We start from the raw sequence: 24,939 nt of genomic DNA on the forward strand, positions 1-24,939 counted from the left end.
TCAGACGGGTGCAAATAGACTGGCCCCATGCACCTCGGCCTAGTGACTTCCAGCGCGACCGCGATTCCACACGACATCTCGGCGGCAATCCCCAGCCCGTCCATCTCGAGCTTCCAACTCGGACCGCTGACGATCCATTTCTATGCGCTGTGCATCCTCGTGGGCATCATCATCGCCATTGTGCTGACGAACCGCCGCCTGACCAGGCGCGGTGTCGAGGACTGGCAGGTGCTCGACATCGCGACTCTGGCCGTACCGATGGCCATCGTCTTCGCCCGCATCTATCACGTCATCACGCACTACACCGATTACTTCGGTCCCGGCCGCAACCCGTGGAACCCGTTCGAACCCGGCTCGGTATGGGCGATCTGGGAGGGCGGCATCGCGATCTTCGGTTCACTCATCGGCGGCACGCTGGGTGCATGGATCATGTGCCGCCGCCTCGGCCTCAAACTCACCACTCTGCTCGATGCCCTGGCACCGGGCCTCATCCTCGCTCAGGCCTGCGGTCGCTTCGGCAACTGGTTCAACCAGGAGCTCTTCGGCCTGCCCACCACGTTGCCCTGGGGACTCGAGATCGATCCCGGCAATCCGGCAATCCCACTGGGCACTCCCCCCGGCACCCTCTTCCATCCAACGTTCCTCTACGAGGTCATCTGGAACAGCCTCGGCGCTCTCGTCCTGCTCTACCTCGGCCGCAAGGTCTTCTTCCAGTGGGGACGCCTATTCGCTGTCTATCTCATGTGGTACGGCGCCGGTCGCATCGTCTGGGAGTCCATCCGCCTCGATCCGAGCTTCGTCATCCTCGGCCTGCGCACCAACGTGTGGGGCGCGATCGGCGCCGTCGCTCTCGGTGTGGCGATCATGCTCATCCAGTGGAAGCGCCACCCCGAGCCCGAAGAATCACCGTTCATCCCCGGCCGCGAACCCGAAACCGCGAAGGACTGACACCCACCCTCGCCGAGGCGGCTCCCCGGGTCCGTGGATGCGCACCCTTCCGTGGGCGCATTCGCCGTCGGGTCTACGTTCATCAATCAGAGCCCCATTCACCCGGCAGGGTTATGGTCGCCCATCAAACTACTGTCAAGTAACATAGATTGCATGCACTTCTTCCGCATGATCCTGCACCTGCTGAGGTCCCGCCGACGTTCCGCGCGCGACATCTGGGACACCTACTCCCTCCCCATGCGCGTCCACCTGGGTGAGATCGACATATTCATGCATCTCAACAACGGCAAGTACCTCTCCATCATGGACCTGGGACGACTGGACATGATGGTACGCAGCGGAGCATGGCAGGCGATGCGTGAGCGCGGGTGGACCGGCGTCGTCAGCGCCGAGACCATCAGCTTCCGCAAATCACTGAAACTCTGGCAGCGCTACAACCTCGAGACCAAAGTCTGCGGAATCGACGAGCGCACCGTGTTCTTCGAACAGCGCATGGTCGTCGACGGCGAGATCTTCGCCCGAGCCTATGTCGCCACCCGCCTGATCTCCGAGGACCGGCCGCTCACCAGGGACGACCTCATCGAGGCGTTCGGGATGCCGGAGAACGAACCCGAACTGCCCGACTGGATCCACGATTGGCGCCGTGACAACGCGCTGCCGAGCACCCGCCGGCCCGCCTGGAGCAGCTGGACATAACAGAGCTGTCGTCTGGACCGAGCTGTGGTCGGCACTGCACCGTGGTCCGCGTTGAGTTGCGGTCGGCACGGCACCGTGGCCCGAACAGAGCCGTGGCTGGGACGGCGCCGCGGTCCGGACAGAGCCGTGGTCGCGACGGCGCCGCAGCCCGGTACCACTGCAAGCAACCCCGCCAAACGGACTACCGCCCCGCTTCGATCCACTCCTTGAGGCGGCCGAGACCGGCTGTGATCGCGGTTTCGTCGATGCCCGAATAGGCCAGTCGAATGTACGACCGGTCCTCACCGGGCTGCGGTGACCCGAAGTGCTCGCGAGTGCAGAATGAGACACCGGTGGCATGCAGAGCCTCGGTGGTGAAGTCCGCCAGAGTCGCGATTCCCTTCGCCTCCATCGCCTCGGTGACGTCGGGGAAGACGTAGAACGTCGAGCCCGGCGTCGCCACGGACATGCCGGGAATCTCGTTGAGGAGCCGGCACGTGGCATCACGTCTCTTGCGCAGCACCTCCAGCATCTGGCCGACCGGCCCCTGCGGTCCGCGCAACGCAGCGATCCCTGCCCACTGCACGTACTGGTTCGTGCAGGATTCGTCGTTGGTGTTCATCAGCGAGATCGCCTCGGCGACCTCCTTCGGTGCCACCGCACAGCCGAGCCGAGAACCCGTCATCGCGTACTTCTTCGAGAACGTGTAGAGGATCACGGTGCGCTCCCGCATTCCCGGCAGTGCGGCGATCGACTGGGACTTTCCGCGATAGCGCATCTCGAAGTACGCCTCGTCGGAGAGCACCCACAGGTCGAATTCCTGCGCGATCGCGGCGATGGCCTCACGCTCGCCCCGAGTCGACTCTGCGGAGATCGGGTTCTGCAGGTCGTTGTAGATGATGGCGGTGGTGTTCTCGTCGATCGATGCCCGCAGGTGGTCGAGGTCGATGGCGAAACCGTCGGAGGTCGGAACATATCGGTAGGGCAGGGCCGTACCGCCGAGATATTCGATCTGGGATTCGTAGATCGGGAAGCCCGGATTCGGGTAGAGCACGCCTTCACCTGGGTTCATCACGGCTTGGAGGAATTTGGTGATCACGGGCTTGCCTCCGGTGGTCACGACCACCTCGGCGGGGTCGATCTTCATTCCTCGTCGCGAGCCGAGGTCATCAGCAAGCGCCTCCCGCAGTTCGGGGATCCCCGGTCCCGGGCAGTAGCCGGTCTTGCCGTCGCGGATGGCCTGCTCCATTGCGTCGACGATATGCCCGGCCAAGGGGAAATTGAGATCGCCGAGGTGAAACGGGAAGACCTCGTTGCCCTTCGCCTTCCATTCGGCGGCGGCCTGGGCCACGCGGAAAGCGGTCTCGGTGCCGAGGTTGTCCAAACGGCGAGCAGTCTTCATCGTCGACTCCTTCTTCGGGGTCCATCTCTTCGGGGCAATACTGAGGTGTCCGTGCTGGGGTGTCCATGCGTGCTGCGCAACGCGGGACGAAACCGTCCCCGGACCACGGTGCGCACCGGTTCACTCACGATAGAGCACCTGACCAGGGATTGTCAGCGGTGTCCGAGTTTCATCCGACGGCGAGCGCGCTGCGTCCGGCGAGCAGGCACCACAGGCCGATGCCGAGGAACACCGGAGCGCCGAGGATGCCGCACCAGAAACTCGGCGCCGCGGTCTCGCGCGGCAGGATGAACGCGACCACCGCGACAATGGTCAGCGGCAGCCCCGCCACGTGAAGGACGGGCTGGCCGAAGACGGCGGCGAGCGCGAAGAAGTGGATACCGACGATCGAGAGGATGAGCGGAGCGATGTTCTCGGTCTGGCCGGTTCGAATGAGGAAGAAGCTCACCACCGCGGCGATGTTGACCTCGGCCCAGAACACGATGAGGTAGAGCGTGAATGCGACGGTCCCGGTGGTGAAAGCGCTGGGTTCCGACCAGTTGCCGTTGGCGGCGAGAATGCTCGGCACTGCGAGTGCGAGGCCCGCGACTCCGAGCCCGGCGAGCACGAGCCGCCAGACCAGTGCTTTGGGCGGTGCTTCCTGTGCCCAGCCTGACCAGATGAACGCGGCGAGTCCGAAGATCGCGCCGATCATGACGAGGTCGCGCGGGTGGGCCAAGTCGATCATCGTCGATCCCTTTCGTCCGAGCTGGCTGTCTTCGACACTACTCAACGAAGAGGATCCGCGCCCATGACGTTTTCCCGACTCCCTCGGCGTCGTAATCCGTTACCCGCCGATCCTTGCCCACCCGAGCGTGGAACTCACCCTTCGCTGGGCGCGATGTACAGCTTCCGCAGCGGCGTTCCGTCGATGTACCAGCGCGTCTTCATCCCATCAACGAGGCGGACCAGCGATCCCGGCACCAGTTCGACGGGCTCACGGCGGGGTTCGTCGAATTCGATGCGCCCGGTCCCGGAGATGACGAGGAAGACCTCGTCGCCTTCGATATCGCGCATCGCTCCGGCGTTCATCTCCCACAGCCCGAAATCGGCGCCGCCGATGGTGCCGAGTTCGGCGAATCCCGTCGTCACAGACGCCTCCCCCGCCGAGGATGTCGCCCCTTCCAGCCCCACCGGCCCAACCGCGTCGGGTCCTCCCGCCGAGGCGGCCGGAATGATCTGCCAGTCCTCGATCGGTTCGTGGCTGAGTGGAAATTCGCGGGTATTGATCGGCTCCATTGCGCTCATGCGAACAGTGTAATCAGTACAGCTACCCAAGTGCCGCCCTGACGAAGAAATCAGTAGGCTGTCGAGATCGTTTCAGCAATCAATACAAATCGGCGCAACTATTTACTTCACCTTGAGCGTGAGATAGAACTGTTTTCGTAGGCGACCGCATGGTCCGCCTCGAGTTCAGGAGATGATCCGTGTCCTACTTCAATGGTGAAGCCTCGCACTGGTTGGCGGCCTCCCCCGCCGACGACATCGACCCCGCACCGCTGCCGCGCGAGAAACAAGATCTCGTCATCGTCGGCGGCGGACTGACCGGCCTGTGGTCGGCTTATTACGCCAGGCAGGCCCACCCCGATTGGGCGATCACCATCATCGAGGCCCGCCACATCGGCTACGGCGCCTCCGGCCGCAACGGCGGATGGCTCTCTACCCTGCTGCCGGGCAATCGCACCAAGTTCGCCGAGGCGGTCGACCGTGCCCGGAAGAACGATCCCACCGGACCGGTCGGCTCGGCAGGTCTCGACGGCGTGGCCAGCGTCAGCGCCTTTCAGTCCGCACTCTTCGACTCCATCGACGAGGTCCTCGACGTCTGCAAAGCTGAAAGCATCGATGCCCACCAAATCCGCGGCGGCCATATCGACATCGCTCAAACGGAGGCCGGCCTGTCCCGGCTGCGCGATCTTGAGGCCGGCAATGAGCAGTTCGGATACGGGCCAGAGGATATGCAGTTCCTCGACGCCGAGGCGACTCGCGCCCGCATCAATGTCGACGGGGCGCTCGGCAGTCTCTACTTCCCCGGTACCGCCGCCATCGATCCTGCGCTGCTCACCCGGGGACTTGGCCACGTGCTCAGGGAACAGGGCGTAACCATCTGTGAGGCCACCTCGGCGTGGCATATCCGAAAGAATTCGGTCGCCACCGACCGCGGGCCGGTGCGCGCGGACACGATCTTCGTGTGTCTCGAGGGGTATTCGGACACGGTCGGCGGCGACCTGCCGGGCCTGCAGGGACGGCAGGTCATCCCGGTGTTCTCGTCGATGATCGCAACCGAGCCGCTGTCGGACGACGCGTGGGCGTCGATCGGCTGGGAGGGGCGCGAATGCCTCGGCGACACGGCGCACACGTTCATCTATGCCCAGCGCACGGCCGATGGCCGGATCGCGCTCGGCGGCCGTGGGGCGCCCTATGCTTTCCGGTCGGGTCTGCCCGGGGACGGTGAGGTCCCCGCCGAGGTGGTCGACCTCTTGGCCGGGCGTCTGTCCTCACTCTTTCCCGACCTCGAGTTCGAGGTTGCGCATGCCTGGCGCGGTGCGCTCGGGGTGACCAGAGACTGGTGCGCCGGCATCTTCTTCGACCCGACACAGCGCATCGGAGTGGCCCGCGGCTATGCCGGACACGGGGTGACGGCTACTCATCTGGCGGCGAAGACCCTGCTCGATCGGGCTGCCGGGGCATCGAGTCCGCTTACAGCGCTGCCGTGGAACGACCACTTCTCCGGGCAGTGGGAGCCCGAACCGATTCGGTGGTTGGGCATCCGGTCGATGTACAAGATCTTCGGCCTCGCCGATGCGTGGGAGTCAGCGACCGGGGCGAAGAAGACAAGCCTGCTCGCCCGATTCGGATCCCGCTTGGCCGGGTTGCACGAGTAGGCGGGGCGGGGACTGACAGGCACGAGTAAGACCGCCCAGCTGACGCACTCGTCCCGAACCCGATGCCCAGTCTTACGCTGTGGCCCACCCCTGTCGTCCGGTTCGTGGAAGAGGCAGACTGAGGCCATGACGAGTTCGCACAGCCGCATCTCCCCCATGGCCGCTTCTTACCCGGCGTCGAGCATCCGCAAGATGTTCAACCTCGCCCTCGACTTCCCCGATGCTGTGAAGCTCACCGTCGGCGAACCGGACTTCACCACTCCGGAGCACATCAAGGCCGCCGGCATCCGCGCGATCGAGAACGACAACACCCGCTACGTCGCCAATGCAGGCATCCCCGAACTGCGGCAGGCGATCGCCAGCAAGTACTCGGCTCGGTGGAATCGCAGCATCGCGCCCGAGAACGTCATGGTCTCCTTCGGCGCGATGGAGGCGCTCACCTTCGCCCTCGACGTCACGGTCTCACCAGGCGACGAGGTCATCATCCCCGACCCGAGCTTTCCCAATTACATGGGCCAGGTGCACCGCCTCGGCGGGGTTGCGGTGTCCGTTCCTGTCACCGAGGACAATGATTTCAAGCTCCGCGCCGAGGATGTCCGCTCGGTGATCACAAACAAGACCGCAGCCGTGATCATCAACAGTCCGTCGAACCCCTTGGGCTCGGTCATGGATCGGACGGACCTCGAGCAGATCGCTGCGCTGGCCGATGAGCATGGGTTCACCGTCATCTCCGATGAGGTCTATGACGAGATGGTCTTCGACGATGCCGTCTTCACCTCCATCGCCGAGGTGAAGCCATCCAGCGCCGAGGTGGGGGCTGAGTTCGATCGGTTCCTGGCCATCGGCAGCTTCTCGAAGACCTATGCCATGACCGGCTGGCGGTGCGGTTTCGTCATCGGTTCGCAAGATTTCATCGCGCCGATGGCACTGCTGCAGGAGGGCCTGACCTCGAGTCTGCCCAGATTCGTCCAGGAGGCAGCGGTCGCCGCAATCGAGGGACCGCAGACCGCGGTCGAGGAGATGGTCGCCTCGTATGCCAGGCGGCGTGAGCTCATGGTCGAGCGCATCAACGCCATCGAGGGCTTGAGTCTGCTGCGCCCGGCGGCGACGTTCTATGCCTGGGTGAACGTGTCCGAGTGGGGGCTGGACTCCTGGGAGCTGGCGACCCAGCTGCTCGAGCAGCACAATCTCGCCACGATTCCCGGGTCGGCCTTCGGCCCGGCCGGTGAGGGCTACCTGCGCCTGACATTCGCGGTCTCCGACGAGACCATCAACACTGCGTGCGACCGGTTGGAGGCGTTCGCCGCTAACCGGTGATGCCGGGAGTGTTGAGCCACCGAGCCCTCAAGTCACCGTCGACCGCGCATCGCATAGCGTGAGCGGTCGGAGGGAAGATGCACGGTCGCTGATCCACACCTCACCCCACTGCGGCGAGCGCTGAATTCCAGCTTCCGTAGAACTTCCGGACGGCCGCGGCCGAGGGCACCTCGCCCTTATGCTCGGCGGCGTATTCGGTGTAAGCCTTGTAAGTCGCGGCGGTCCCGCGTGATTCGCAGTCGGCGAGGAATTCGGCAATCGCCTTGTCGTAGGCATCCGCGTCGAAGCGCAACTGCCCCTTGGCTCGACCGATCTTGTTCGTCGCCAGGCCCGCAGCTTTGAGCGCTTCGTTCCAGGACCCGAACCTCTGCACCGCGGTCTGACTGGTCGGCGGCCAGATGGTCGCCCCCTGTGCCGAGGTCGCTCCGAGGCCGTCGAGCACCGTCTTGCGCAGCCGGTCGTACCGGCTCGCGGTCAGACTTGGGACCTCCGCCCGGCCGCGGACGTACGCAACCGCCGCAGCCACCTCGGCGAGAGTGGACGTCACCGACGTCCCTGAGTTCTCGAGTTGGACGGTCAGTGCGGACTCCACCTCGGCGAGGGTCTCGCGGTCGGTGGGGCTGAGCTTGGCCGGGTCGGCGCTCGCGGGGATCCCCGGCGCGCCGGTGGAATCCAGGCTGCGGGCGGTGATGAACAGCAGCGCACCGAGCACGGCCAGCGATGAGGTGTGGGTTCTCCCGGTATCAGACATCCAGTCCATTGTACGTTTCAGATGGTTCCCTGCTCAGGATCACCGCCACCGTGGAGATCAGCACCGGGGCTGGGTCAGCTGGATCGTCGGAATCCTGTCGGTTTCATCGCCCGAACATCGAGCATCGTGTTCAGTGCGAAGAACAGACCGCTGATCACGACCGCGGTGATCGCGGCCAACGGAATCGAACCGGTGATCAGCAGGTACCCTCCGCCGAGCACGAGTACCGATGCACCAGCCGACACCAGACGCCCGGTCATCTTGCCGCCGATGTCGCTTCCGCTGAGGACGACATCGATCGTCCGCGAGATGACAAACCAGGCAACGAGGATGCCCAAGGTCCCGAGCAGCGATTCGGGCAGACTCAATCGCATCTGCAGGTGCATCGTCTCGCCGAGTAGGGTCGCGGCGAACGGGACGATCAGCGGCAGTCCCAAAGCGATGAGGATCGGTCCTGTGAGTGTGAGGACCAGCCGGTGGCGGTACAGCGAGCGCATGATTCGTCCTTTCTTCTTGCGATGTTGAGTCTGAGCCCTGTGAGCCGCGATCCAGCGACTTCAGCCGGCCAACAGGGCAAGCGATCCGGTGGCGATGAGCGTGGTCAGGGTCGTCCAGGCGATGATCGCGATGCCCTGCCACAGCAGGATCCACGAGGTCTTCACACCCGCACTGACGAGGATCGTCGATGTGATCTGGGTGGGAATCGCCAGCGGCCCGAGCAGGCTCGCGCCGGGAACACCGAAGCGGGTGAGGAACTTCTTGAACTTGACCCGTCCCTTGGACTCGGGCTTCCCACCCTCACCGAGGTCGCCCTCCGTCGCCGTGTCACCGGCATTGCCGTCGGCCGCTGAATCCGGGGAGAGAACGTCGGCGGATCCATTCCGCGTGGCACTTGCCTCGGGCACAGCGCCATCAACCGATCCGGAGCCGACACCTGCGCCGACTCCCACGGCCGCGAGCTCACGCTTTTCGCTCTGACGATTCACGACGGCGCGGCGCGCCCGTGCGCCGAGGAGCACGATGACGGTGACGCAGATGAAGTTGCCGATGGCTCCGGCGACTCCGGCGAGCACGGGGTTCATCCCGGCCCACACGCCGATGATCGAGGAGATCTCACCCTCGATGAAGGGGATCGCCCCGGCCGCGGCGATAATGAACGGCTGAAGCAGACCCGGAACCTGAGCGGCGAGACCTTGGAAGAATTCGATGATGGGGTTCATGGTGTCCTCCTGAACGTGATCGGCAGATCCCGGCTCGGATGAACCGGATCTGATAGTTGATACGTTCAGTACAGACTGTGTTCTCAGAACAGGGTCAAGCCCTCATCGTCGAACTCAGCGGATCCTCAGCTATCTTCCCCAGTCACTGTCTTCAGCTCTCCTCCTCTTCGGCCTTCTTCAGTCCTCTTTCTCAGCCCTCCTCCTCTGCGGCCACGTGCTTGATGAAAGCGATGAACCGCTCGCGATCTTCGTCCGGAATCTCGAGAGTCGGGAAGACAGAGATGAAGGCACGCTGGATGACGTCGATCTGTGCGTCGTTGTAGAGCTCTCTGAGCGAGCCGATGATCGCAGCCTGCCCCATCTTCACGTCCCCGGTCATCCGCTCGGTCGGCGCGAGGAGCCAGGGTTTCGCTTCGAGCTGTCGCTTCATGCTCGGAGCGATCTGCTCTGCCAAGCGTTCGCGGGTGGAGTCGTCGGCATCCTCGGCGAGCTCATCGACTTCCTGGTCGTACGGTGTGGTCTCGGACATGATGGACCGCATCTCCGCGAGCGCCGATTCCTCATACAGGGTCGAATAGATGTTCATCAGTGCGCGATCGGAATTCGACATCCGGGCGGCGATGTCGATGAAGCCTGAAGCAGTATCGATCGGCGCTCCGTGTTCGAGGAGTTGGGACACCTCGGTGCGTGCTTTTTCCAGGGCCGCGATCTGCTCACCGAGATCGACCTCAAGCTGTTTGAGGGCGAGTTGCTGCTGTTCGTGATCGTCGTCGACCGAACCGATATCCGACAACGGGATGCCGAGTTCGCGCATCCGCCGGATCTGATGGAGTCGCAGCAGGTGGGAAGCCCCGTACTGTTTGTATCCGTTGCTCATCCGTTCGGGCTCGGTGAGCAGCCCGAGCTTGTGATAATGCCGAATCGTGTTGACCGTGGTGCCGGTCAGCCGCGCCAATTCGCTCGTGCTCCATCCCACGGTCAGGTCCTTCCGCCGATGCCGTGTAGTTCAGTGTCGATGAGGTCCTCGTCGACTCCCAACACCGCTCAGTCTAAGCGGACGGACTGACATGGTGAGCGGGACAACCGACGTGGACGGTCTGATGTGCGCGGACTACCGTGTAACCATGAGAGCAGGATTCGATTCGGTCAAGGCCCTCGTCTTCGACATGTTCGGCACCGTCGTCGACTGGCGCAGCAGTGTAGCCGCCGAAGTGGCCGTGCACTTGCGCGACCATGTTCCCGATCTCGTTCCGCTTGAGTTCGCCGACGCTTGGCGGGCCGAATATCAGCCGTCGATGGAGCGGGTGCGCAACGGTGACCGAGAGTTCGTTCGTTTGGATGTGCTCCACCGGGAGAATCTCGAGCACGTGCTCAGAGGTCTCGGCGTCGATCCGGACTCGATTCCCGCGCCGGTCCTCGACGAGACCAATCTTGCGTGGCATCGGCTCGATCCGTGGCCGGATGCGGTCGCAGGTTTGACCCGTTTGAAGGAGCAGTTCATCATCGCTCCACTGTCGAATGCGAACATCCGGTTGGCTCTCGACGTCGCCAAACGTGCTGGTCTTGCCTGGGATGCGATCCTCGGCGCCGAGGTGGCGGGAGCCTATAAGCCGGACCCCGACGCGTATCTGCGGACCGCCGACATCCTCGGTCTCGAACCGCATCAAGTCGCCATGGTCGCCGCGCACAACAGCGATCTCGCCGCGGCGCAGTCCCTCGGGCTCCGCACGGCTTTCGTTCGGCGACCCACCGAGCATGGACCCGATCAGACCATCGATCTCGAACCCACGGGCGAATGGGACATCATTGCCGAGGACTTCGAGGACCTGGCCGATCAGATCGGCTGACGCATCGTTTCGAACGGGTGCTGGGCCAGCAGTCCCTGCAGAACGCCAAAGTGACTATTTCAACGGCTCCAACCCACACCACTCGGCGATGAAGAGAGCGATGGTCTTCGTGATGTTGCGGACGGACTCGATGTGGACGCGCTCGTCGAAGGCATGGATGTCGAGGGATCGGGGACCATAGGTCAGAGTCGGCATCGATCCATAGTTCGTGTACACCCGGCCGTCGAGGTAGCCCGGCGTGGAGAACGACCGCAGGGGCTGGCCGAACACATCCCGGTGGGCCGAGCCGAGGACGGCCTCAGCTTCTCCGCCTTCGTCGAGTCGATATCCTGCGGCGAAGAAGCCGGTTCGCTCCAGGCGTGGCAGGCGACTGTCCTGACCGCGCCGGGCGATGCTCGCGTGCCGGACGTGCTCCTGGATCTCTTCCCACGCCTGTTCCGGGTCGATCCCCGGATAGATGGCGGCGCGGACGGAGATCTCACACCATGACGGGACGCTGGAGGGCCAGTCTCCACCCGAGATCTCTCCGACGTTGAAGTTGATGGGATGATCGACATCCTCGAAGCCCGGGTACCGGTCCTTCTGGCCATTCCAATCCGCCTCGAGTGTGCGCAGGTCGGCGATCACGTCATTTGCCGCGTCGAAGGCGTTGAAGCCCTTGCTCATCTCCCGGACATGACTCGGTTTCCCCTCGACACGAACGGTGAACCAGATGACTCCGACGTTGGTTCGCACCAGAGCGTTCTCTTCTGGTTCCGGGATGAGCACGGCGTCGCCGGTGTAGCCGCGCAGAAGTGCCGAAAGCGCTCCGTTGCCGGTGCTCTCTTCCTCCACCACGGATTGGAGATGGATCGGGGCTGCAGGAGAGAATCCGGCAGCGGTGATCGCGTCGAAGGCGAAGAGGTTGGCAGCGAGTCCGGCTTTCATGTCTCCGGCGCCACGTCCGTACAGCCAGCCGTCCTCGACTCGAGGCTCGAAGGGCGGAGTAGTCCAATTCTCCAAGGGTCCGGTCGGAACGACATCCACATGACCTTGCAGGATCAGGGATCGGCCTTGCGAGACTGCCGGCCGATAGCTGCCTACGATGTTGAAGTCTTCGTCGTAGGGCACGGTCATCGGTCCGAAGCCCACGTGATCCTCGATGTCCTCTTCGTCGATGCGCCAGCGGTCGGTCTCCAGTCCCCTGTCGGCGAATTCCTGCTCCATGCGGTCCTGGATCGCCGCCTCACTGCCGCGGACAGAAGGACAGCGGATCAGATCACCGGTGAACTCAAGCTGACGATCGAACGCGTTGTCGACGGCGTCGGTGATGGCCTGGGCGACTTCTCGATTCATGCTGTGCTCTTCCCAGTTCTCGTGTTGATGGTTGACGGTCCGAGCCCCGGAGACGCGGATGGCACGTACCTCTGTCGGCTATTCTGCATTCCTCAACGAGTATCCGGAAGAGTGACCGCATTTGCTGTGATTGATTGCGCACCCCCTCCCGTCACTTGGATCGAGCGTATAGCGTGGCCGTCAGGGACGGGTCGACCGACCCGTACTCCCGCCACCATCTGACGAAAGGTGACAAGCATGAATGAGACGAGCATCAGCGCTTCCCGCACGATCGATGCCCCCGTAGAGGACATCTTCCACGTCCTCTCCAATCCAGAGCGTCATGCCGAGATCGACGGCTCGGGAATGGTCCAGTCGGATGACAAGACCGATCGCATCACCGAGGTCGGTCAGAAGTTCTCGATGAATATGCACTGGGACAAGATGGGCGGCGACTACAAGACCGACAACCACGTCATCGGCTATGAGGAGAACAAGCTTCTCGCCTGGAAGACGGCACCAGCCGGTGAGGAGCCACCGGGTTGGGAGTGGGTCTGGGAACTCACGTCCCACAGCCATGACTCGACCGAGGTCTCCGTGACCTATGACTGGAGCGCGGTCACCGACAAGGAGGTGCTCAAGCAGGTCGACTTCCCGGCCGTCAGCGAAGAGGACCTCGAGTCGTCCCTCGGCAACCTGGCAGCAGCGGTGTCCGGAGTCTAACGCCGCGCAGCAGCGCGCAGGCGCGGGTTCCTCACGCCTGACAGCACCCTGACGGCCCTGTTCGAACTCAGCGCAGTTCGTTCAGGGCCGTCTCCGCGCGCCGACGACGGTCTTCGAGCGACATCTCCCACCAATATTCACCGCGTTCGCCGAGGCCGTTCTTCGCGACATCCACCCTCCGTCTCGCCTCCGCGAGATCTTTTCCATCGCCCCGCTTCTTCGCCTGCTTGACGGCGTTCCTCGCGGCGCCGAGGCGGCTCTTGAGTTCCTCGATCACGCTCGGTTCCAGTGCTGGGTCGGTTCGCCGCCACCGGCGTCCTTTGACGATCAGCCAACGCTCGTCATCATTGTCGCTGTTCTCGCTCATGCGACGAATATGCAGAACGGATGGCCGGAGGGATCTGTGAAGACATACAGCGGTTCGTCCTCATCGTCGGTACGATCGACGCGCAGTTCGGCACCCAGGTCTTCGGCACGCTGCAGCTGTCGTTCCAGCATGGTCCGGTTCGGCACCGTGAGGTCGAGGTGCATCTGCATGGGGATGTCCGTTGCCGGCCACGTCGTCGGTTCGAGGCGATCAACCCGCTGAAAAGCGAGCTTCCGGTTCCCACTCGCATCAGTGAGCACCAGCCAGTCGGGGACCTCGGGCTCGGCACTCGTCCCTGAACTGCGACCGTCGGTCGGTTCGTCTCCCGGGCGATAGACGTAGCCGAGCAGCCGTCGATAGAACTCCGCGAGCATCCTCGGCTCGGTCGTATCGATGACGGTGTGGAGCAGCTCAGGAAATCCAGCGTCTTCCGCCTCACCCGTCATCCGAGCTCCAACGGCGTGAGCACCGCGATTTTCCAGCCGTCTTCGATACGCACCAGCTGATACATGTTCCGCTCGTCGGGGGCACCTCCCTGATATTTCCACGTGACGTCGGCCCAGATGCTGTGGTCGGTCGATGCTGCCACCGTGACCTCGGCGTTCACCTCGGTGACGCCCGAGTACTGTCCGAAAGCGCTCGCGAAGAAGCTCTCCGTCTGCGCCGCCTCGGTGACGAGGATCCGCTGCCTCGGGAACTCGATGAGCGCCGGAACCGCGTAATGATCGGCGATTGCTGCGGCGTCCCGATCGATGAGCGCACGGGTATAGGTGTCGAAGAGCTGCCTGTGAACCTCTTTGTCCTCATCCATGCCGCAGATGCTACTCCGCGCCCCTGACACAGCTCCGTCACCCCATGTCACCCTCCAATGAGAAGATGGCATCGTGCCTGAGACCCGACCGTCCGCCGCCACGACCGGTGCCGCCATCCCCGCCGACTGGCGTGATGCCTTCGCCCCACTCGCCGAGGCGGCTCCGCACTCACACACGCCCGTGGCCTTGGGATTCGAGCTCGTCCAGGTCATCCCCCGCACATGGTTCGAAGCTCAGCACTCCGTCCTCCTCAACAAGGACGACGTCACCCCGGGCGCGAATCCGAGCCTCGCGATCCGCCCGCTCATGCTCAGCGAGTCCGGCAACTGGGTGAAGAAGTCCCTGACCTGGCGCACCATCGACCGCATGGCCCGGCAGTTCGACATCGACCCGGTCCACCAGGAATGGTTCACCCAGCTCGCGGGGCTGCGCACCCGCGGGAAGACGGATTTCACGCCCGACGGGGCGCCGTACCACCTCGGCGATTTCCGCACTCCCCTGCTGTGGGATCACTTCACGCAGGGGAAGAAGCTTGGCATCGAATTCGTCGGCATCAATCCGGATATGACAGTCCGCATCGGGCACACCGCCCGCGCCGCCATCGACATCCGCCGCAGCCAGAACCGCCTGCAGGTGCAGACGCGGGCGACCATCGACGAACGCGAATATGCTCCCGGTCTGATCAAGCCGATCTGGACGCACGGCTTCTTCGGCGTCGACGTCACCAGCGGTTTCACCGTCACCCTGGCCCCCGCGGAGACCCCGACGAAGGAATCCGCACTGCCCGTGCTCCAGTCCCCGGGGCCGATCACCATTCCCGAGGCCGAAACCGAAGAATTCTTCGAGGAGTACTACCCGCAGCTTCGCTCCAGCGCCGAGGTCATCAGCAGCGACGCCACCGTCGCCTTCCCCCAGTACGGTCGCCCCCGCCTTGTCGTCTTCGCCGCCTTCGGCGCCGGCGACAAACTCTCCTTAAGCTGGTACTGGGAATATCAGGGACCCCGTCGCACCTTCCCCGTCATCGATCGATTGAGGCTCAGCGCCGCCTCGGCGAGGGAATATGCGGGGCAACGCGAACTCGACTTCGAAGATGCCGTCGTCACCGAGGTCGACAAACTCCTCGCCGACACCCACGAAACCGGCTCCGCCCTGCCGGGCATCAAGGATGTCGAACTCGACGACGCCGACACCGCGGATTTCGTCGTCAACGTCCTGCCCGGGCTCGAGGAGATCGAGCACGTCAAGGTCATCACTCGCGGGAAGAAGCAGCCGTACCGGGAGCTCGGCGGGGAGCCGAACGTGAAGATCACCTCGGTCGAGTCGGAGAAGAACGACTGGTTCGACCTCGGCTTCCAGATCAGCATCGACGGCCGCCCGGTCCCCTTCGTCAAGCTGTACAAGGCGTTGGCCGCCGGGACGAAGAAGATCAAGCTCTCCGACGATTCGTTCCTGTCGCTGAACAAGCCGATCTTCGACAAGCTCAAGGCCCTCCTCGCCGAGGCGGACCTCATCCCCGAATGGGAGCCCGGAGCGCCGAAGATCTCCCGCATGCATGTGGGTCTGTGGTCGGATTTCGAGGACCTCGCCGACGAGTCTGAACCGGCCGTGACCTGGCGTGATTCCGTGCGCGCGTTGGCCGACCTCGAACACCTGCCTGCGACCGAGGTCCCCGACCTGAACGGTGCGAAGCTGCGCCCGTATCAGGTGCAGGGATTCCGGTGGTTGGCACTGCTTTACCGGTGCCGCCTCGGCGGGATCCTCGCCGACGACATGGGCCTGGGCAAAACCCTGCAGACGCTCGCGCTCATCAAGCACGCGAAGGCTGAATTCCTTGCCGGTGGCCAGGAATTCCTCGCCGAGGCGGCCGACCGATCCCTCGACGGCGACGATGCGACGCTCCCGCCCTTCCTCGTCGTGGCCCCGACCTCGGTGGTCCCGAATTGGGTGAAGGAGGCGGCCTCCTTCACGCCTGACCTTGATGTTCGTGTCGTGGCCGAGTCGACGCGGGCGCGTGGGGTCGACCTCGCCGAGGTGGCTCGCAGTGCCGATGTCATCGTCATGTCGTATGCGATGCTCCGGTTGGAGGAGACCCCGATCTCGCGGATGGAGTGGGCGGGCCTCATCCTCGACGAGGCGCAGTTCGTGAAGAACTCCATTGCGCAGACCCACCTGGCGGCAAAGGAGGTACGGGCACCGTTCCGCTTGGCGCTGACGGGCACTCCTCTGGAGAACTCGCTCAAGGACGTGTGGTCGCTGTTTTCGATCACGGCGCCCGGACTGTTCCCGAGTCCTCACCGGTTCGAGGAAGAGTACGTGCGTCCGATCGAGTCGGGTGAGAATCCGGGACGGACGCAGCGTCTGCAGCGGCGGATCCGACCGTTCATGATGCGTCGGACGAAGGACTTGGTGGCCGCAGACCTGCCGGAGAAGCAGGAACAGGTCATCTCGGTCGAGCTCAATGCTGCGCACCGCAGACTCTACGATCGGATTCTGCAGAAGGAGCGGAAGAAGATCCTCGGCTTCATCGACAGCGAGTACGACAAGCAGCGGTTCATCGTCTTCCGGTCGCTCACGCTGCTGCGGATGCTTGCGCTCGATCCGTCGATCGTCGATGCCGAACATGCTGAGGTGCCGTCGTCGAAGCTGGCCGCGCTCCTGGAACGGCTCGACGATGTCATCGCCGAGGGCCACCGGTCGATCGTGTTCAGCCAGTTCACGTCGTTCCTGGCCAATGTTGCCGCGGAGCTCGACGCTCGCGGGATTCCCTATGTCGTCCTCGACGGGTCGACGCGCAATCGCGGGGCGGTCGTCGATGCGTTTCGGTCGGGTGAGGCGCCGGTGTTCCTCATCAGCCTCAAGGCCGGCGGGTTCGGGCTCAACCTCACCGAGGCGGACTACGTCTTCCTCATGGACCCATGGTGGAATCCCGCCTCGGAGAATCAGGCGATCGACCGGGCTCATCGGATCGGGCAGACGAAGAGCGTCATGGTCTACCGCTATGTCGCCGAGGGCACGATCGAGGAGAAGGTGCTCGCCCTGCAGAAGCGCAAGGCCGAACTCTTCGACGAGCTCATGTCCGACTCCGGCAACTATGAGGGCCGCGGCCCGGACGGTCAGGCCTTCAGCAAGACCGTCACGGCTGCGGACATCAAGGGGCTGTTCGAGGGGTAAGGTCTCCGGCTAACCTCACAGATCCCACGAGAATATTTACTTTAGAGGCCCTAAAGTAAATGTTTCCTCGGTCTCGCACCTAGGCTATGTAGCCCTTCACCGTTTCTCTGATCGCATCTGCGTGCAGATAGATTTCGTCGAGCCCGTCGATCGGATGCCGGGACTCGTTCTTGTCTGCGTCGAAGATGCCAATGTATTTCTGCTTCTTACCGTTGAAGTGGAGCCGGGCAATCGGCTTCCGATTGTTGTCGTCCAGGAGCACAGCAAAATAGGACTTGGCATCACGCTGTGCAACCCGCTCGGGCTTCACCTCACTGCAGCTGATCGCCTTGACGATCTGATAGCCCTCAAGTTCCTCCAGAGTTGTCTCAAGTTCGGTGTCTCGATCCAGGTCCGATTCGGCTACCTCCGCGCTGGTGACAGCTTCTCCGTTCGATGCTTGCACAGGCATTGCGGTCTCAGAGGCTCCCAACGCAGTCTTCAGTCGATCATTCACCCTTTCATTGAGAAACTGTTTCGCCGCCTTGGACACCAACTGGGTGAACTGCGCCTTGGTGTCTTGAGTGAAACGCCCTTCGTAGACACGGCTGGTGAAGAGACGTACGAATGCCTCATCCGGCTCTTTGAACTGCCCGGCGATCTCTCGCTTGATGGCTCCGACGTACTTCAATTCTTCTGCCGCGCTCACCACCGAGTCGAGGTCGAACACTTCTTTCGTCAACTTCTTGAGCTCCGGAACGATCGTCTCGTCGATCTCATTGAGGTCGAGCACCAGGAAGGGCCTGTCGTCCATCTTGTTCGGCGCATCGAGATCGGTATAGAAGTTATAGACCTCGCCGTTTGTGAGCACAGCAATCCGCGCATTTGTCACGGAGAAGTACCGGAACAGCTGGGAAGCGTGTTCGATCTTCAGCGGCTCCGTCGATTTCTTGCACTCGATGAGGATCTGCACTTCACCATCGCGCATGATGGCGTAGTCGACCTTCTCGTTCTTCTTCACTCCGACATCTGCGGAGAACTCGGGCACTACCTCAAGCGGGTTGAAGATGTCGTAGCCCAGAATCGTTGAGATGAAAGGCATGATGAACGCATTCTTCGTTGCCTCTTCGGTCTGAATCGCCTCTCGCTGGTTTCCAACCTTGGCAGCCAGGGCAGACAGTCGTTCTTCGAACTCCATTGTTCCTCCACAAATGCACTTCAGTGATAGTTTCGCAATTTCAGACTGTAGCCTTTGTGGAATGAAACCGGCGGCTGAGTCGCCTTTGGTATCGGCAAAGTTGTCAATCAGTTACCTGCGCAGCCACCATCGGCTCACGCACCCGCCCCAATCACTGACGCGATTGCGACGACCGCGACTCTTCCGATCAGTCGAAGAACCCGAAAGATGACAGTTGCCCCGCTGACGAACGGCGGGGCAACTGCAGGCGACCAGCGACGAACCTGAGCGGCTCACCCCCACCCGGGAACGACGAAGATCAACCAGGTGACGATCGGGGCGATGACGACCATCGAGAAGCCCCACACCATGAGCTGCTTGAACACCCTGTCCCGCTGTTCTTCAGGCGAGTTCGCCACAACCAGAGCACCAGAGGTGGAGAACGGTGAGGAGTCGACCACCGAGGATGAGATCGCCAGAGCGATGATCAGTCCGATCTCGCCGACGCTGCCCGTGAGCAGGAACGGCACCGCGAGGGGAATGAGGGCGCCGAGGATGCCCGTCGTCGACGCGAACGCGGAGACCACAGCGCCGATGAAGCAAATGATGAGCGCCGCGAAGAGCGGAGCCCCCATGCCGGCAACCTGCCCGCCGAGCCAGTCGATGGTGCCCAGACGTTCCATGAGTTCGACGTAGGTGACGATGCCGCAGATCAACAGCACTGTCGGCCACGCGATCTTGCTCACCGCGCCCTTGCTGATGCGGGGCGAGAAGAACGAGATGATCACGGCGATGCTGATCGCGGTGAACCCGACGTCCTGATTGAGCGGGGGCACGACCATGACCGCGAGAACGATGAGTCCGACAAGTGTGACGATGCGGTTGAGATCGAGAGTGGTGACTTCGACATCCTCGTCGGTGTCTTTGACCATCGTCGTCTGGACCGATCGTCGAGCCGCCCTCCGCTCGGGGTCGTGATACGGCGCGGGCGAGCCGCCCGATCCGCTGCCAGAACCGCCCACCCCGGCACCGCTTGAGCCGGACGTACCCGAGCTGCCGCTGCCACCGGTGCCGCTGCCGGAATCGGTGCCGTCGCCCTCGCCGGAGGTTCCGACGTTGACCAGTTCCCCGTCCTTGTCCTCGAGCCCATGTCCGAGGTCGCGCTTGCCCAGCAGCTCCCGCCCGCCGAAGAGGAAGAAGCAGACGAAGCCGAGGACGACGTTGAAGACGAAGGAGGCAAGGAAGAGCAGCAGAGGGCTGCCCGGTAGGTCATTGCGCTCGACGACCTGGTTGGTGATCGTGCCGAAGATGCTCAACGGCGAGAATCCACCCGCAGTCGCACCGTTGATGACCATCAACCCCATGAGCAACGGCCGAATGCCGTACCGACGAGAGAAACCCATCCCCATCGGCGCGATGATCGCGATGGCTGCCGGCACCACCGAGCCGAAGCCGGAGAGAAGTGCCGTGACGACGAAGAACACCCATGGAATCAGCGCTATCCGGCCACCGACGGCCTTGACGAGTATATGGACGATCCAGTCGACCGTCCCGTTGTCCTTCGCCAACGCGAAGAGATAGGTCACGCCGACGAGGATGAGGAACAGATCCGCGGGGAAGCCAGACAGCAGAGTGTCGACGTCCTCTCCCAGGACAAAGGTTCCGAACAGGAAGGTCGCCATGAGCGCGAGCGCACCCATATGGACCGAAACAAAGGTGGCGATGACGAACAGAGCCACCAGGACGAGTATCGAAGCAATTTCCAAAGACACAATTCGCTCCTATGCGATGTGTTAATCAGTCGGAAACGACCCCATTGCCGCAACCGACATTCCACGATGTGGAAATCTTGCTGCTACTTTATGAAAGTCTGCCCCGAGGAATTCCGAACCGTCAAGACCTCGACTTCACTTTCCCGAATAACAGTAGCATGTATACCAACCCGCGGTTTTCACAGAACTTCATTCGGCACGAAACAGTACAGAACCCCACGTCAGAAGCCCAGAAGGAATGGAATACCGCAATCTGAACCGGCCAGAAAAGGATCAACTCGGCCGACGAGCACAATGCCGCAAATCTCCGTTCCGAATCCTGGAAAAGGCATTTTTCTCTCGAAACCATTGTGGTAGCGTCAAATGAAAGTGATGTACCGCATCGTGGAATCAGAGAGGATTCTTCAATGACAATCAGCGGACGGCATTTCCTTCAGATCCCGGGACCCAGCAATGTTCCGGACAGCGTTCTCCACGCCATCTCCATGCCCACCATCGACCATCGCGGACCGGCATTCAAAGAACTCTTCAGGCATGTGCTCACAGGCATGGCCGACATCTTCGGCACCTCGAACCAGGTCGTCATCTACCCGGCCACGGGAACCGGAGCCTGGGAAGCCGCACTGGTCAACACCCTCAACCCCGGCGATGAGATCCTCTGTTTCGAAACCGGGCATTTCTCTTCACTGTGGAAGTCGATGGCCGAGAAATGGGGACTCAAACCCACAGTCATCGCCGGCGACTGGCGCACCGGCGCCGATCCGCAGAAGATCGGTGAGGCCCTCGCCGCCGACACCGATCATCGCTTCAAAGCCGTATGCGTCGTCCACAACGAGACCTCGACCGGCGTCACGAGCCGCATCCCCGAGATCCGCGCTGCCATCGACGCCGCAGACCACCCGGCCCTGTTCATGGTCGACACGATCTCCTCACTCGGTTCCGTCGACTACCGTCACGACGAGTGGCGCGTCGATGTCACCGTCTCCGGTTCGCAGAAGGGCCTCATGCTCCCACCGGGACTGTCCTTCAACGCCGTGAGCGACAAGGCCTTAGAGGCCCACGAAACCTCGACCCTGCCGAAGTCCGTCTGGAACTGGACGGAGATGCTCGCCGCCGGCAGAAACGGGATGACTCCCTACACCCCGAACACGAACATCCTCTACGGCCTCAAGGAATCCCTGCGGCTGCTCAACGAGGAAGGTCTCGACAACGTCTTCGCCCGACACATCCGCTTCGGCGAAGCGACCCGAGCCGCAGTCGAAGCCTGGGGCTTGGAAGTGCTGTGCACGAACGAGAGCGAATACTCCCCCGTCCTCACCGCCGTCGTCATGCCCGAAGGGCACGACGCAGACGAGTTGAGAAAGATCATCCTCGACCGCTTCGACATGTCTCTGGGGGCGGGCCTGTCCAAACTCCAGGGGACGGTCTTCCGAATCGGCCACCTCGGCGATCTCAACGATCTCACCCTCGCCGGAACCCTCGCGGGCGTCCAGATGGGACTGCAGCTGGCGGGAGTGAAGATCGACCCGGCAGGCCTCGGAGCCGCCCTCGACATCCTCCGCGAGAGCTGAGCTCACCATGAGCGCTGACACGACTGCTGACACGAACACGGACGTCACCGACGTCGTCACCGATCTCACCCGCAGCATCGCAGGCACCGTAGACACCTCGCCCCGCCGGCTGGCCGAATATGCCGTCGACGCGTCGAATTACCGAGTGGTCCCACAGGTCGTCGCCTTCCCGAAGTCCACGGCCGACGTCGTCTCGGTCCTCGATGTGGCCAGGTCGCATCGGGTGCCCATCACCTCCCGCGGCGGCGGCACCTCACAGGCCGGCAACTCGATCGGAACCGGGATCGTCATCGACTTCTCCCGCCACCTCAACCACATCCTCGACATCGACCCGACGGCGAAGACCGCCCGAGTCGAACCGGGTGTGCTCATGAGCGAGCTGCAGAAGGCCGGGAAACCGCACGGGCTGACCTTCGGACCCGATCCCTCGACGAAGAACCGGGCGACGATCGCGGGCATGATCGGCAACAACTCCTGCGGACCGCACGCGATCTCGGCAGGGCGCACCGTCGACAACATCGTCGAGATGACGGCCCTCGACGGCACCGGCCGTTCGTTCCTCGCCGGCGCTGGGCTCGACCCCATTCCCGGACTCGCCGAGGTGGCCGGCCGTCACCTCGGAGTCATCCGCACCGAGTTCGGCCGGTTCAGCCGCCAGGCCTCGGCGTATGCGATGGAGCATCTGCTCCCGGAGAACGGCCCGAACCTCGCGAAGTTCCTCGTCGGCAGCGAAGGCACACTGTCGACGATCACCGAGGCGGTCGTCAGCCTCGGCGATCTTCCGAACTCACCCACGGTGCTCGTCCTCGGCTACCCGGACATGTTCGAAGCCGCCGATGCCGTCCCCCGGGTGCTGCCCCACGGCCCGCTCGCCGTCGAAGGCATCGACTCGCGGCTCATGGACATGGTCCGCAACCACAAGGGCAAGGACGCCGTGCCCGAACTGCCGGCGGGCAAGGGCTGGCTGCTCATCGAGGTCGCTGGCGCCACCGCGGACGAAGCTGTCGCGAACGCCCAGATCATCGCCGCCGAGGCCGGCACCGACCACTTCCGCATCCTGCCCGCCGGAAAAGAAGCGAGCACCCTGTGGGGCATCCGCGCCGACGCCGGCGGTCTGGCCGGACGCACCGAAGACGGCGACCCCGCCTGGACCGGATGGGAGGACGCCGCGGTTCCGCCCGAGGTGCTCGGCGACTACCTGCGGGACCAGGACGAGCTGATGGCCTCCTACGGAGTCCGCGGCCTGCCCTACGGTCATTTCGGTGACGGCTGCGTGCACATGCGCACGGACTTCCCCTTCGACCGCCCCGACGGCATCGACGTCTTCCACGACTTCGTCATGGAGGCCGGGCGACTCGTCACGAAATACGGCGGATCCGCCTCCGGCGAGCACGGCGATGGGCGAGCCAGGTCCGAACTCCTCGGCCTTCAGCACTCGGACGAGGCGATCGCCGCCCTCGGCGAGGTCAAACGGCTCTTCGACCCGAACAGCCTGCTCAATCCGGGCATCATCGTCGACCCGCTGCCGATCATCTCCGACCTGCGCAGGCCGCAGTCGATCTCGATCGGCACGGCCGGCGGTTTCTCCTTCGCCCACGACAAAGGCAGCTTTACGAGCGCCGTCCACCGCTGTGTGGGCGTCGGCAAATGCCGTGCCGACACCTCCGGGTCCGGCGGCTTCATGTGCCCGTCGTATCTGGCGACGAAAGATGAGAAGGACTCCACCCGCGGTCGCGCCCGGGTCCTCCAAGAGGTGACCAACGGAGGCCTGATCAACGCATTCGACAGCGCCGAGGTGGCCGAGTCCCTCGACTTGTGCCTGAGCTGCAAGGCCTGTTCGTCCGACTGTCCGGCCGGAGTCGACATGGCCCAGTACAAGTCAGAGGTGCTCCACCGCACCTATCGCGGAAGGCTCCGTCCCCTCGCGCACTATTCGCTCGGCTGGCTGCCCACCTGGGGCCGTCTGCTCACGGCGGTGCCCGGGGTCAGTGCTTTGGCGAACGCGGCGCTGGGGTTCCGTCCCCTGGCTAAGCTCGTCCTGACCGGCGGCGGCATGGACCCCCGCCGGCAGATGGTCCGGTTCAATGATCGCCGGTTCTCCCGCTGGGCGAAGTCCCGCATCTCCCCCGCCGAGGCGCGCGGTGCCTCAGCGGCGGATCGCGACGCTCTCGTCGCCGACGAATACGTGAGCACTACCTCGGCGAGCAAGAAACAGGTCCTGCTGTGGGCGGATTCGTTCACCGAATACCTCTCCGATGTCGGGGCCAGGACGGCCGTCGACCTGCTGGAATCGACCGGTTTCGAGATCCTCCTGCCGCAGCAGCAGGCCTGCTGCGGGCTCACGCTCATCTCCACGGGTCAGCTCGACGCGGCGAAGCGGAAGCTCGAATCGACGATGGCGATCCTCGATCCCTACGCCCGGAAGGGCATTCCGATCGTCGGCATCGAACCGAGCTGCACCGCGGTGCTGCGCAGCGACCTCGGCGATCTGTTCCCCGATGACGAACGGGCTCGCCGGATCGCGGCGGCCACCTCGACGTTGGCCGAGGTCCTCGTCGACGCGCAGGTCGACGTCCCCGATCTCACGGGACGCACCGTCGTCGTCCAACCGCACTGCCACCAGCATTCGGTCATGGGCTTCGCCGCGGACCGGGCGCTCCTCGAGCGGACCGGCGCGACGGTGCGCGAACTTGCCGGCTGCTGTGGTCTGGCCGGGAACTTCGGCATGGAGGCCGGCCACTACGAGACTTCGGTGGCGGTGGCCGAGAACGCTCTGCTGCCGGCCCTGCGGGATGCGCCGGAGAATTCGATCTACCTGGCCGACGGGTTCTCCTGCCGCACTCAGGCGGCGGACCTCGCGAATGTGAACGGCATGACGCTTCCGCAGCTGCTCACCGGCGAGGCGTCGAAGCCCGGGCATTCGGCCCGCGCCTCCCGCCTGCCCGAAGCCGTCGAGGCGTGATGACGCAGAC

Annotated in this window: 22 protein-coding genes; 9 read left to right on the forward strand and 13 right to left on the reverse strand. The window is 63.5% G+C overall.

What is annotated here, in order from left to right:
- Positions 1-27: 27 nt before the first annotated feature.
- A complete protein-coding gene (lgt, locus tag HIM68_RS12350) occupies positions 28-948 on the forward strand; it encodes a prolipoprotein diacylglyceryl transferase (RefSeq protein ID WP_172172571.1) in 921 nt (306 codons plus the stop codon).
- 153 nt (positions 949-1,101) lie between these two features.
- Positions 1,102-1,644, forward strand: coding sequence for a thioesterase family protein (locus HIM68_RS12355; RefSeq protein WP_172172573.1), 543 nt, complete (start codon positions 1,102-1,104; stop codon positions 1,642-1,644).
- Positions 1,645-1,825: 181 nt separating this feature from the next.
- Here HIM68_RS12355 and HIM68_RS12360 read toward each other — a convergent pair whose 3' ends face one another.
- The 3 genes from HIM68_RS12360 to HIM68_RS12370 all read right to left on the reverse strand — a co-directional run bounded on the left by HIM68_RS12360 (position 1,826) and on the right by HIM68_RS12370 (position 4,312).
- Positions 1,826-3,025 carry a pyridoxal phosphate-dependent aminotransferase gene (locus tag HIM68_RS12360; protein ID WP_172172575.1) on the reverse strand — a complete coding sequence of 400 codons (1,200 nt, stop codon included), beginning with the start codon at positions 3,023-3,025 and terminating at the stop codon, positions 1,826-1,828.
- Between the two features lie 169 nt (positions 3,026-3,194).
- Positions 3,195-3,752: a hypothetical protein gene (locus HIM68_RS12365; protein WP_172172577.1), complete on the reverse strand. Its 558-nt coding sequence runs from the start codon at positions 3,750-3,752 to the stop codon at positions 3,195-3,197.
- 134 nt (positions 3,753-3,886) lie between these two features.
- Complete coding sequence (locus tag HIM68_RS12370; RefSeq protein WP_172172579.1) at positions 3,887-4,312, reverse strand: cupin domain-containing protein; 426 nt, start codon at positions 4,310-4,312, stop codon at positions 3,887-3,889.
- Between the two features lie 179 nt (positions 4,313-4,491).
- On the opposite strand from HIM68_RS12370, the gene HIM68_RS12375 reads away from it, so the two are divergent.
- Both HIM68_RS12375 and HIM68_RS12380 read left to right on the forward strand, forming a co-directional pair.
- The gene (locus HIM68_RS12375) at positions 4,492-5,946 is read left to right on the forward strand and encodes an FAD-binding oxidoreductase (protein ID WP_172172581.1); all 1,455 of its coding nucleotides are present in this window, start codon (positions 4,492-4,494) and stop codon (positions 5,944-5,946) included.
- 126 nt (positions 5,947-6,072) lie between these two features.
- On the forward strand, positions 6,073-7,263 hold the full coding sequence (locus HIM68_RS12380; protein ID WP_172172583.1) for a pyridoxal phosphate-dependent aminotransferase: 1,191 nt from the start codon (positions 6,073-6,075) through the stop codon (positions 7,261-7,263).
- 100 nt (positions 7,264-7,363) lie between these two features.
- Here HIM68_RS12380 and HIM68_RS12385 read toward each other — a convergent pair whose 3' ends face one another.
- The 4 genes from HIM68_RS12385 to HIM68_RS12400 form a co-directional block, all read right to left on the reverse strand.
- Positions 7,364-8,014, reverse strand: coding sequence for a multidrug transporter (locus HIM68_RS12385; RefSeq protein ID WP_253903932.1), 651 nt, complete (start codon positions 8,012-8,014; stop codon positions 7,364-7,366).
- 74 nt (positions 8,015-8,088) lie between these two features.
- On the reverse strand, positions 8,089-8,511 hold the full coding sequence (locus HIM68_RS12390; RefSeq protein ID WP_172172587.1) for a hypothetical protein: 423 nt from the start codon (positions 8,509-8,511) through the stop codon (positions 8,089-8,091).
- Between the two features lie 60 nt (positions 8,512-8,571).
- The gene (locus HIM68_RS12395; RefSeq protein WP_172172589.1) at positions 8,572-9,234 is read right to left on the reverse strand and encodes a small multidrug efflux protein; all 663 of its coding nucleotides are present in this window, start codon (positions 9,232-9,234) and stop codon (positions 8,572-8,574) included.
- A 190-nt stretch (positions 9,235-9,424) separates the two neighbouring features.
- Entirely contained in the window at positions 9,425-10,210 is a 786-nt protein-coding gene (locus HIM68_RS12400; protein ID WP_172172591.1) for a MerR family transcriptional regulator, read from the reverse strand.
- Between the two features lie 148 nt (positions 10,211-10,358).
- On the opposite strand from HIM68_RS12400, the gene HIM68_RS12405 reads away from it, so the two are divergent.
- Positions 10,359-11,081, forward strand: coding sequence for a haloacid dehalogenase type II (locus HIM68_RS12405; RefSeq protein WP_216657119.1), 723 nt, complete (start codon positions 10,359-10,361; stop codon positions 11,079-11,081).
- A gap of 54 nt (positions 11,082-11,135) precedes the next feature.
- Here HIM68_RS12405 and HIM68_RS12410 read toward each other — a convergent pair whose 3' ends face one another.
- The gene (locus HIM68_RS12410) at positions 11,136-12,416 is read right to left on the reverse strand and encodes an ArgE/DapE family deacylase (RefSeq protein WP_172172595.1); all 1,281 of its coding nucleotides are present in this window, start codon (positions 12,414-12,416) and stop codon (positions 11,136-11,138) included.
- 237 nt (positions 12,417-12,653) lie between these two features.
- On the opposite strand from HIM68_RS12410, the gene HIM68_RS12415 reads away from it, so the two are divergent.
- Positions 12,654-13,118 carry an SRPBCC family protein gene (locus HIM68_RS12415; protein WP_139469482.1) on the forward strand — a complete coding sequence of 155 codons (465 nt, stop codon included), beginning with the start codon at positions 12,654-12,656 and terminating at the stop codon, positions 13,116-13,118.
- A 67-nt stretch (positions 13,119-13,185) separates the two neighbouring features.
- Here HIM68_RS12415 and HIM68_RS12420 read toward each other — a convergent pair whose 3' ends face one another.
- Genes HIM68_RS12420 through HIM68_RS12430 form a run of 3 tightly spaced genes read right to left on the reverse strand, consistent with a single transcriptional unit; the run spans position 13,186 to position 14,296 of the window.
- Positions 13,186-13,485, reverse strand: coding sequence for a biopolymer transporter Tol (locus HIM68_RS12420; protein ID WP_139469483.1), 300 nt, complete (start codon positions 13,483-13,485; stop codon positions 13,186-13,188).
- Positions 13,482-13,931 (reverse strand): VOC family protein, encoded by a 450-nt coding sequence (locus HIM68_RS12425; protein ID WP_139469484.1) that lies wholly within the window; start codon positions 13,929-13,931, stop codon positions 13,482-13,484. Before HIM68_RS12425 ends, HIM68_RS12420 begins: the two co-directional genes overlap by 4 nt.
- Positions 13,928-14,296, reverse strand: coding sequence for a DUF4440 domain-containing protein (locus HIM68_RS12430; protein WP_172172597.1), 369 nt, complete (start codon positions 14,294-14,296; stop codon positions 13,928-13,930). The genes HIM68_RS12425 and HIM68_RS12430 overlap by 4 nt, the downstream gene beginning before the upstream one ends.
- Positions 14,297-14,369: 73 nt before the next feature.
- On the opposite strand from HIM68_RS12430, the gene HIM68_RS12435 reads away from it, so the two are divergent.
- Positions 14,370-17,468 carry a DEAD/DEAH box helicase gene (locus HIM68_RS12435; protein WP_172172599.1) on the forward strand — a complete coding sequence of 1,033 codons (3,099 nt, stop codon included), beginning with the start codon at positions 14,370-14,372 and terminating at the stop codon, positions 17,466-17,468.
- A 79-nt stretch (positions 17,469-17,547) separates the two neighbouring features.
- On the opposite strand, the gene HIM68_RS12440 is transcribed toward HIM68_RS12435, so the two are convergent.
- On the reverse strand, positions 17,548-18,645 hold the full coding sequence (locus HIM68_RS12440) for a type I restriction endonuclease (protein ID WP_172172601.1): 1,098 nt from the start codon (positions 18,643-18,645) through the stop codon (positions 17,548-17,550).
- Positions 18,646-18,917: 272 nt separating this feature from the next.
- Positions 18,918-20,396 (reverse strand): SLC13 family permease, encoded by a 1,479-nt coding sequence (locus tag HIM68_RS12445; protein WP_172172603.1) that lies wholly within the window; start codon positions 20,394-20,396, stop codon positions 18,918-18,920.
- A 407-nt stretch (positions 20,397-20,803) separates the two neighbouring features.
- Here HIM68_RS12445 and HIM68_RS12450 point away from each other — a divergent pair, with 407 nt between their 5' ends.
- Together HIM68_RS12450 and HIM68_RS12455 are read left to right on the forward strand one after the other, a co-directional pair.
- Positions 20,804-21,967, forward strand: coding sequence for an alanine--glyoxylate aminotransferase family protein (locus tag HIM68_RS12450; protein WP_172172605.1), 1,164 nt, complete (start codon positions 20,804-20,806; stop codon positions 21,965-21,967).
- A gap of 7 nt (positions 21,968-21,974) precedes the next feature.
- Positions 21,975-24,929, forward strand: a complete 2,955-nt coding sequence (locus HIM68_RS12455; RefSeq protein ID WP_172172607.1) for an FAD-binding and (Fe-S)-binding domain-containing protein — start codon at positions 21,975-21,977, stop codon at positions 24,927-24,929.
- Positions 24,930-24,939 lie beyond the last annotated feature (10 nt).

Origin of the sequence: Brevibacterium sp. CT2-23B (genome assembly GCF_013168765.1) — a bacterium.
Classification (GTDB): Bacteria; Actinomycetota; Actinomycetes; order Actinomycetales; family Brevibacteriaceae; genus Brevibacterium; species Brevibacterium sediminis.

Coding starts and splice junctions, on each gene's coding strand:
- HIM68_RS12385 (WP_253903932.1), bottom strand. CDS start 8,014: ATGTCTGATACCGGGAGAACCCACACCTCATCGCTGGCCGTGCTCGGT.
- HIM68_RS12405 (WP_216657119.1), top strand. CDS start 10,359: ATGAGAGCAGGATTCGATTCGGTCAAGGCCCTCGTCTTCGACATGTTC.
- lgt (WP_172172571.1), top strand. CDS start 28: ATGCACCTCGGCCTAGTGACTTCCAGCGCGACCGCGATTCCACACGAC.
- HIM68_RS12380 (WP_172172583.1), top strand. CDS start 6,073: ATGACGAGTTCGCACAGCCGCATCTCCCCCATGGCCGCTTCTTACCCG.
- HIM68_RS12440 (WP_172172601.1), bottom strand. CDS start 18,645: ATGGAGTTCGAAGAACGACTGTCTGCCCTGGCTGCCAAGGTTGGAAAC.
- HIM68_RS12360 (WP_172172575.1), bottom strand. CDS start 3,025: ATGAAGACTGCTCGCCGTTTGGACAACCTCGGCACCGAGACCGCTTTC.
- HIM68_RS12450 (WP_172172605.1), top strand. CDS start 20,804: ATGACAATCAGCGGACGGCATTTCCTTCAGATCCCGGGACCCAGCAAT.
- HIM68_RS12390 (WP_172172587.1), bottom strand. CDS start 8,511: ATGCGCTCGCTGTACCGCCACCGGCTGGTCCTCACACTCACAGGACCG.
- HIM68_RS12420 (WP_139469483.1), bottom strand. CDS start 13,485: ATGAGCGAGAACAGCGACAATGATGACGAGCGTTGGCTGATCGTCAAA.
- HIM68_RS12355 (WP_172172573.1), top strand. CDS start 1,102: ATGCACTTCTTCCGCATGATCCTGCACCTGCTGAGGTCCCGCCGACGT.
- HIM68_RS12455 (WP_172172607.1), top strand. CDS start 21,975: ATGAGCGCTGACACGACTGCTGACACGAACACGGACGTCACCGACGTC.
- HIM68_RS12415 (WP_139469482.1), top strand. CDS start 12,654: ATGAATGAGACGAGCATCAGCGCTTCCCGCACGATCGATGCCCCCGTA.
- HIM68_RS12410 (WP_172172595.1), bottom strand. CDS start 12,416: ATGAATCGAGAAGTCGCCCAGGCCATCACCGACGCCGTCGACAACGCG.
- HIM68_RS12365 (WP_172172577.1), bottom strand. CDS start 3,752: ATGATCGACTTGGCCCACCCGCGCGACCTCGTCATGATCGGCGCGATC.
- HIM68_RS12370 (WP_172172579.1), bottom strand. CDS start 4,312: ATGAGCGCAATGGAGCCGATCAATACCCGCGAATTTCCACTCAGCCAC.
- HIM68_RS12425 (WP_139469484.1), bottom strand. CDS start 13,931: ATGACGGGTGAGGCGGAAGACGCTGGATTTCCTGAGCTGCTCCACACC.
- HIM68_RS12430 (WP_172172597.1), bottom strand. CDS start 14,296: ATGGATGAGGACAAAGAGGTTCACAGGCAGCTCTTCGACACCTATACC.
- HIM68_RS12395 (WP_172172589.1), bottom strand. CDS start 9,234: ATGAACCCCATCATCGAATTCTTCCAAGGTCTCGCCGCTCAGGTTCCG.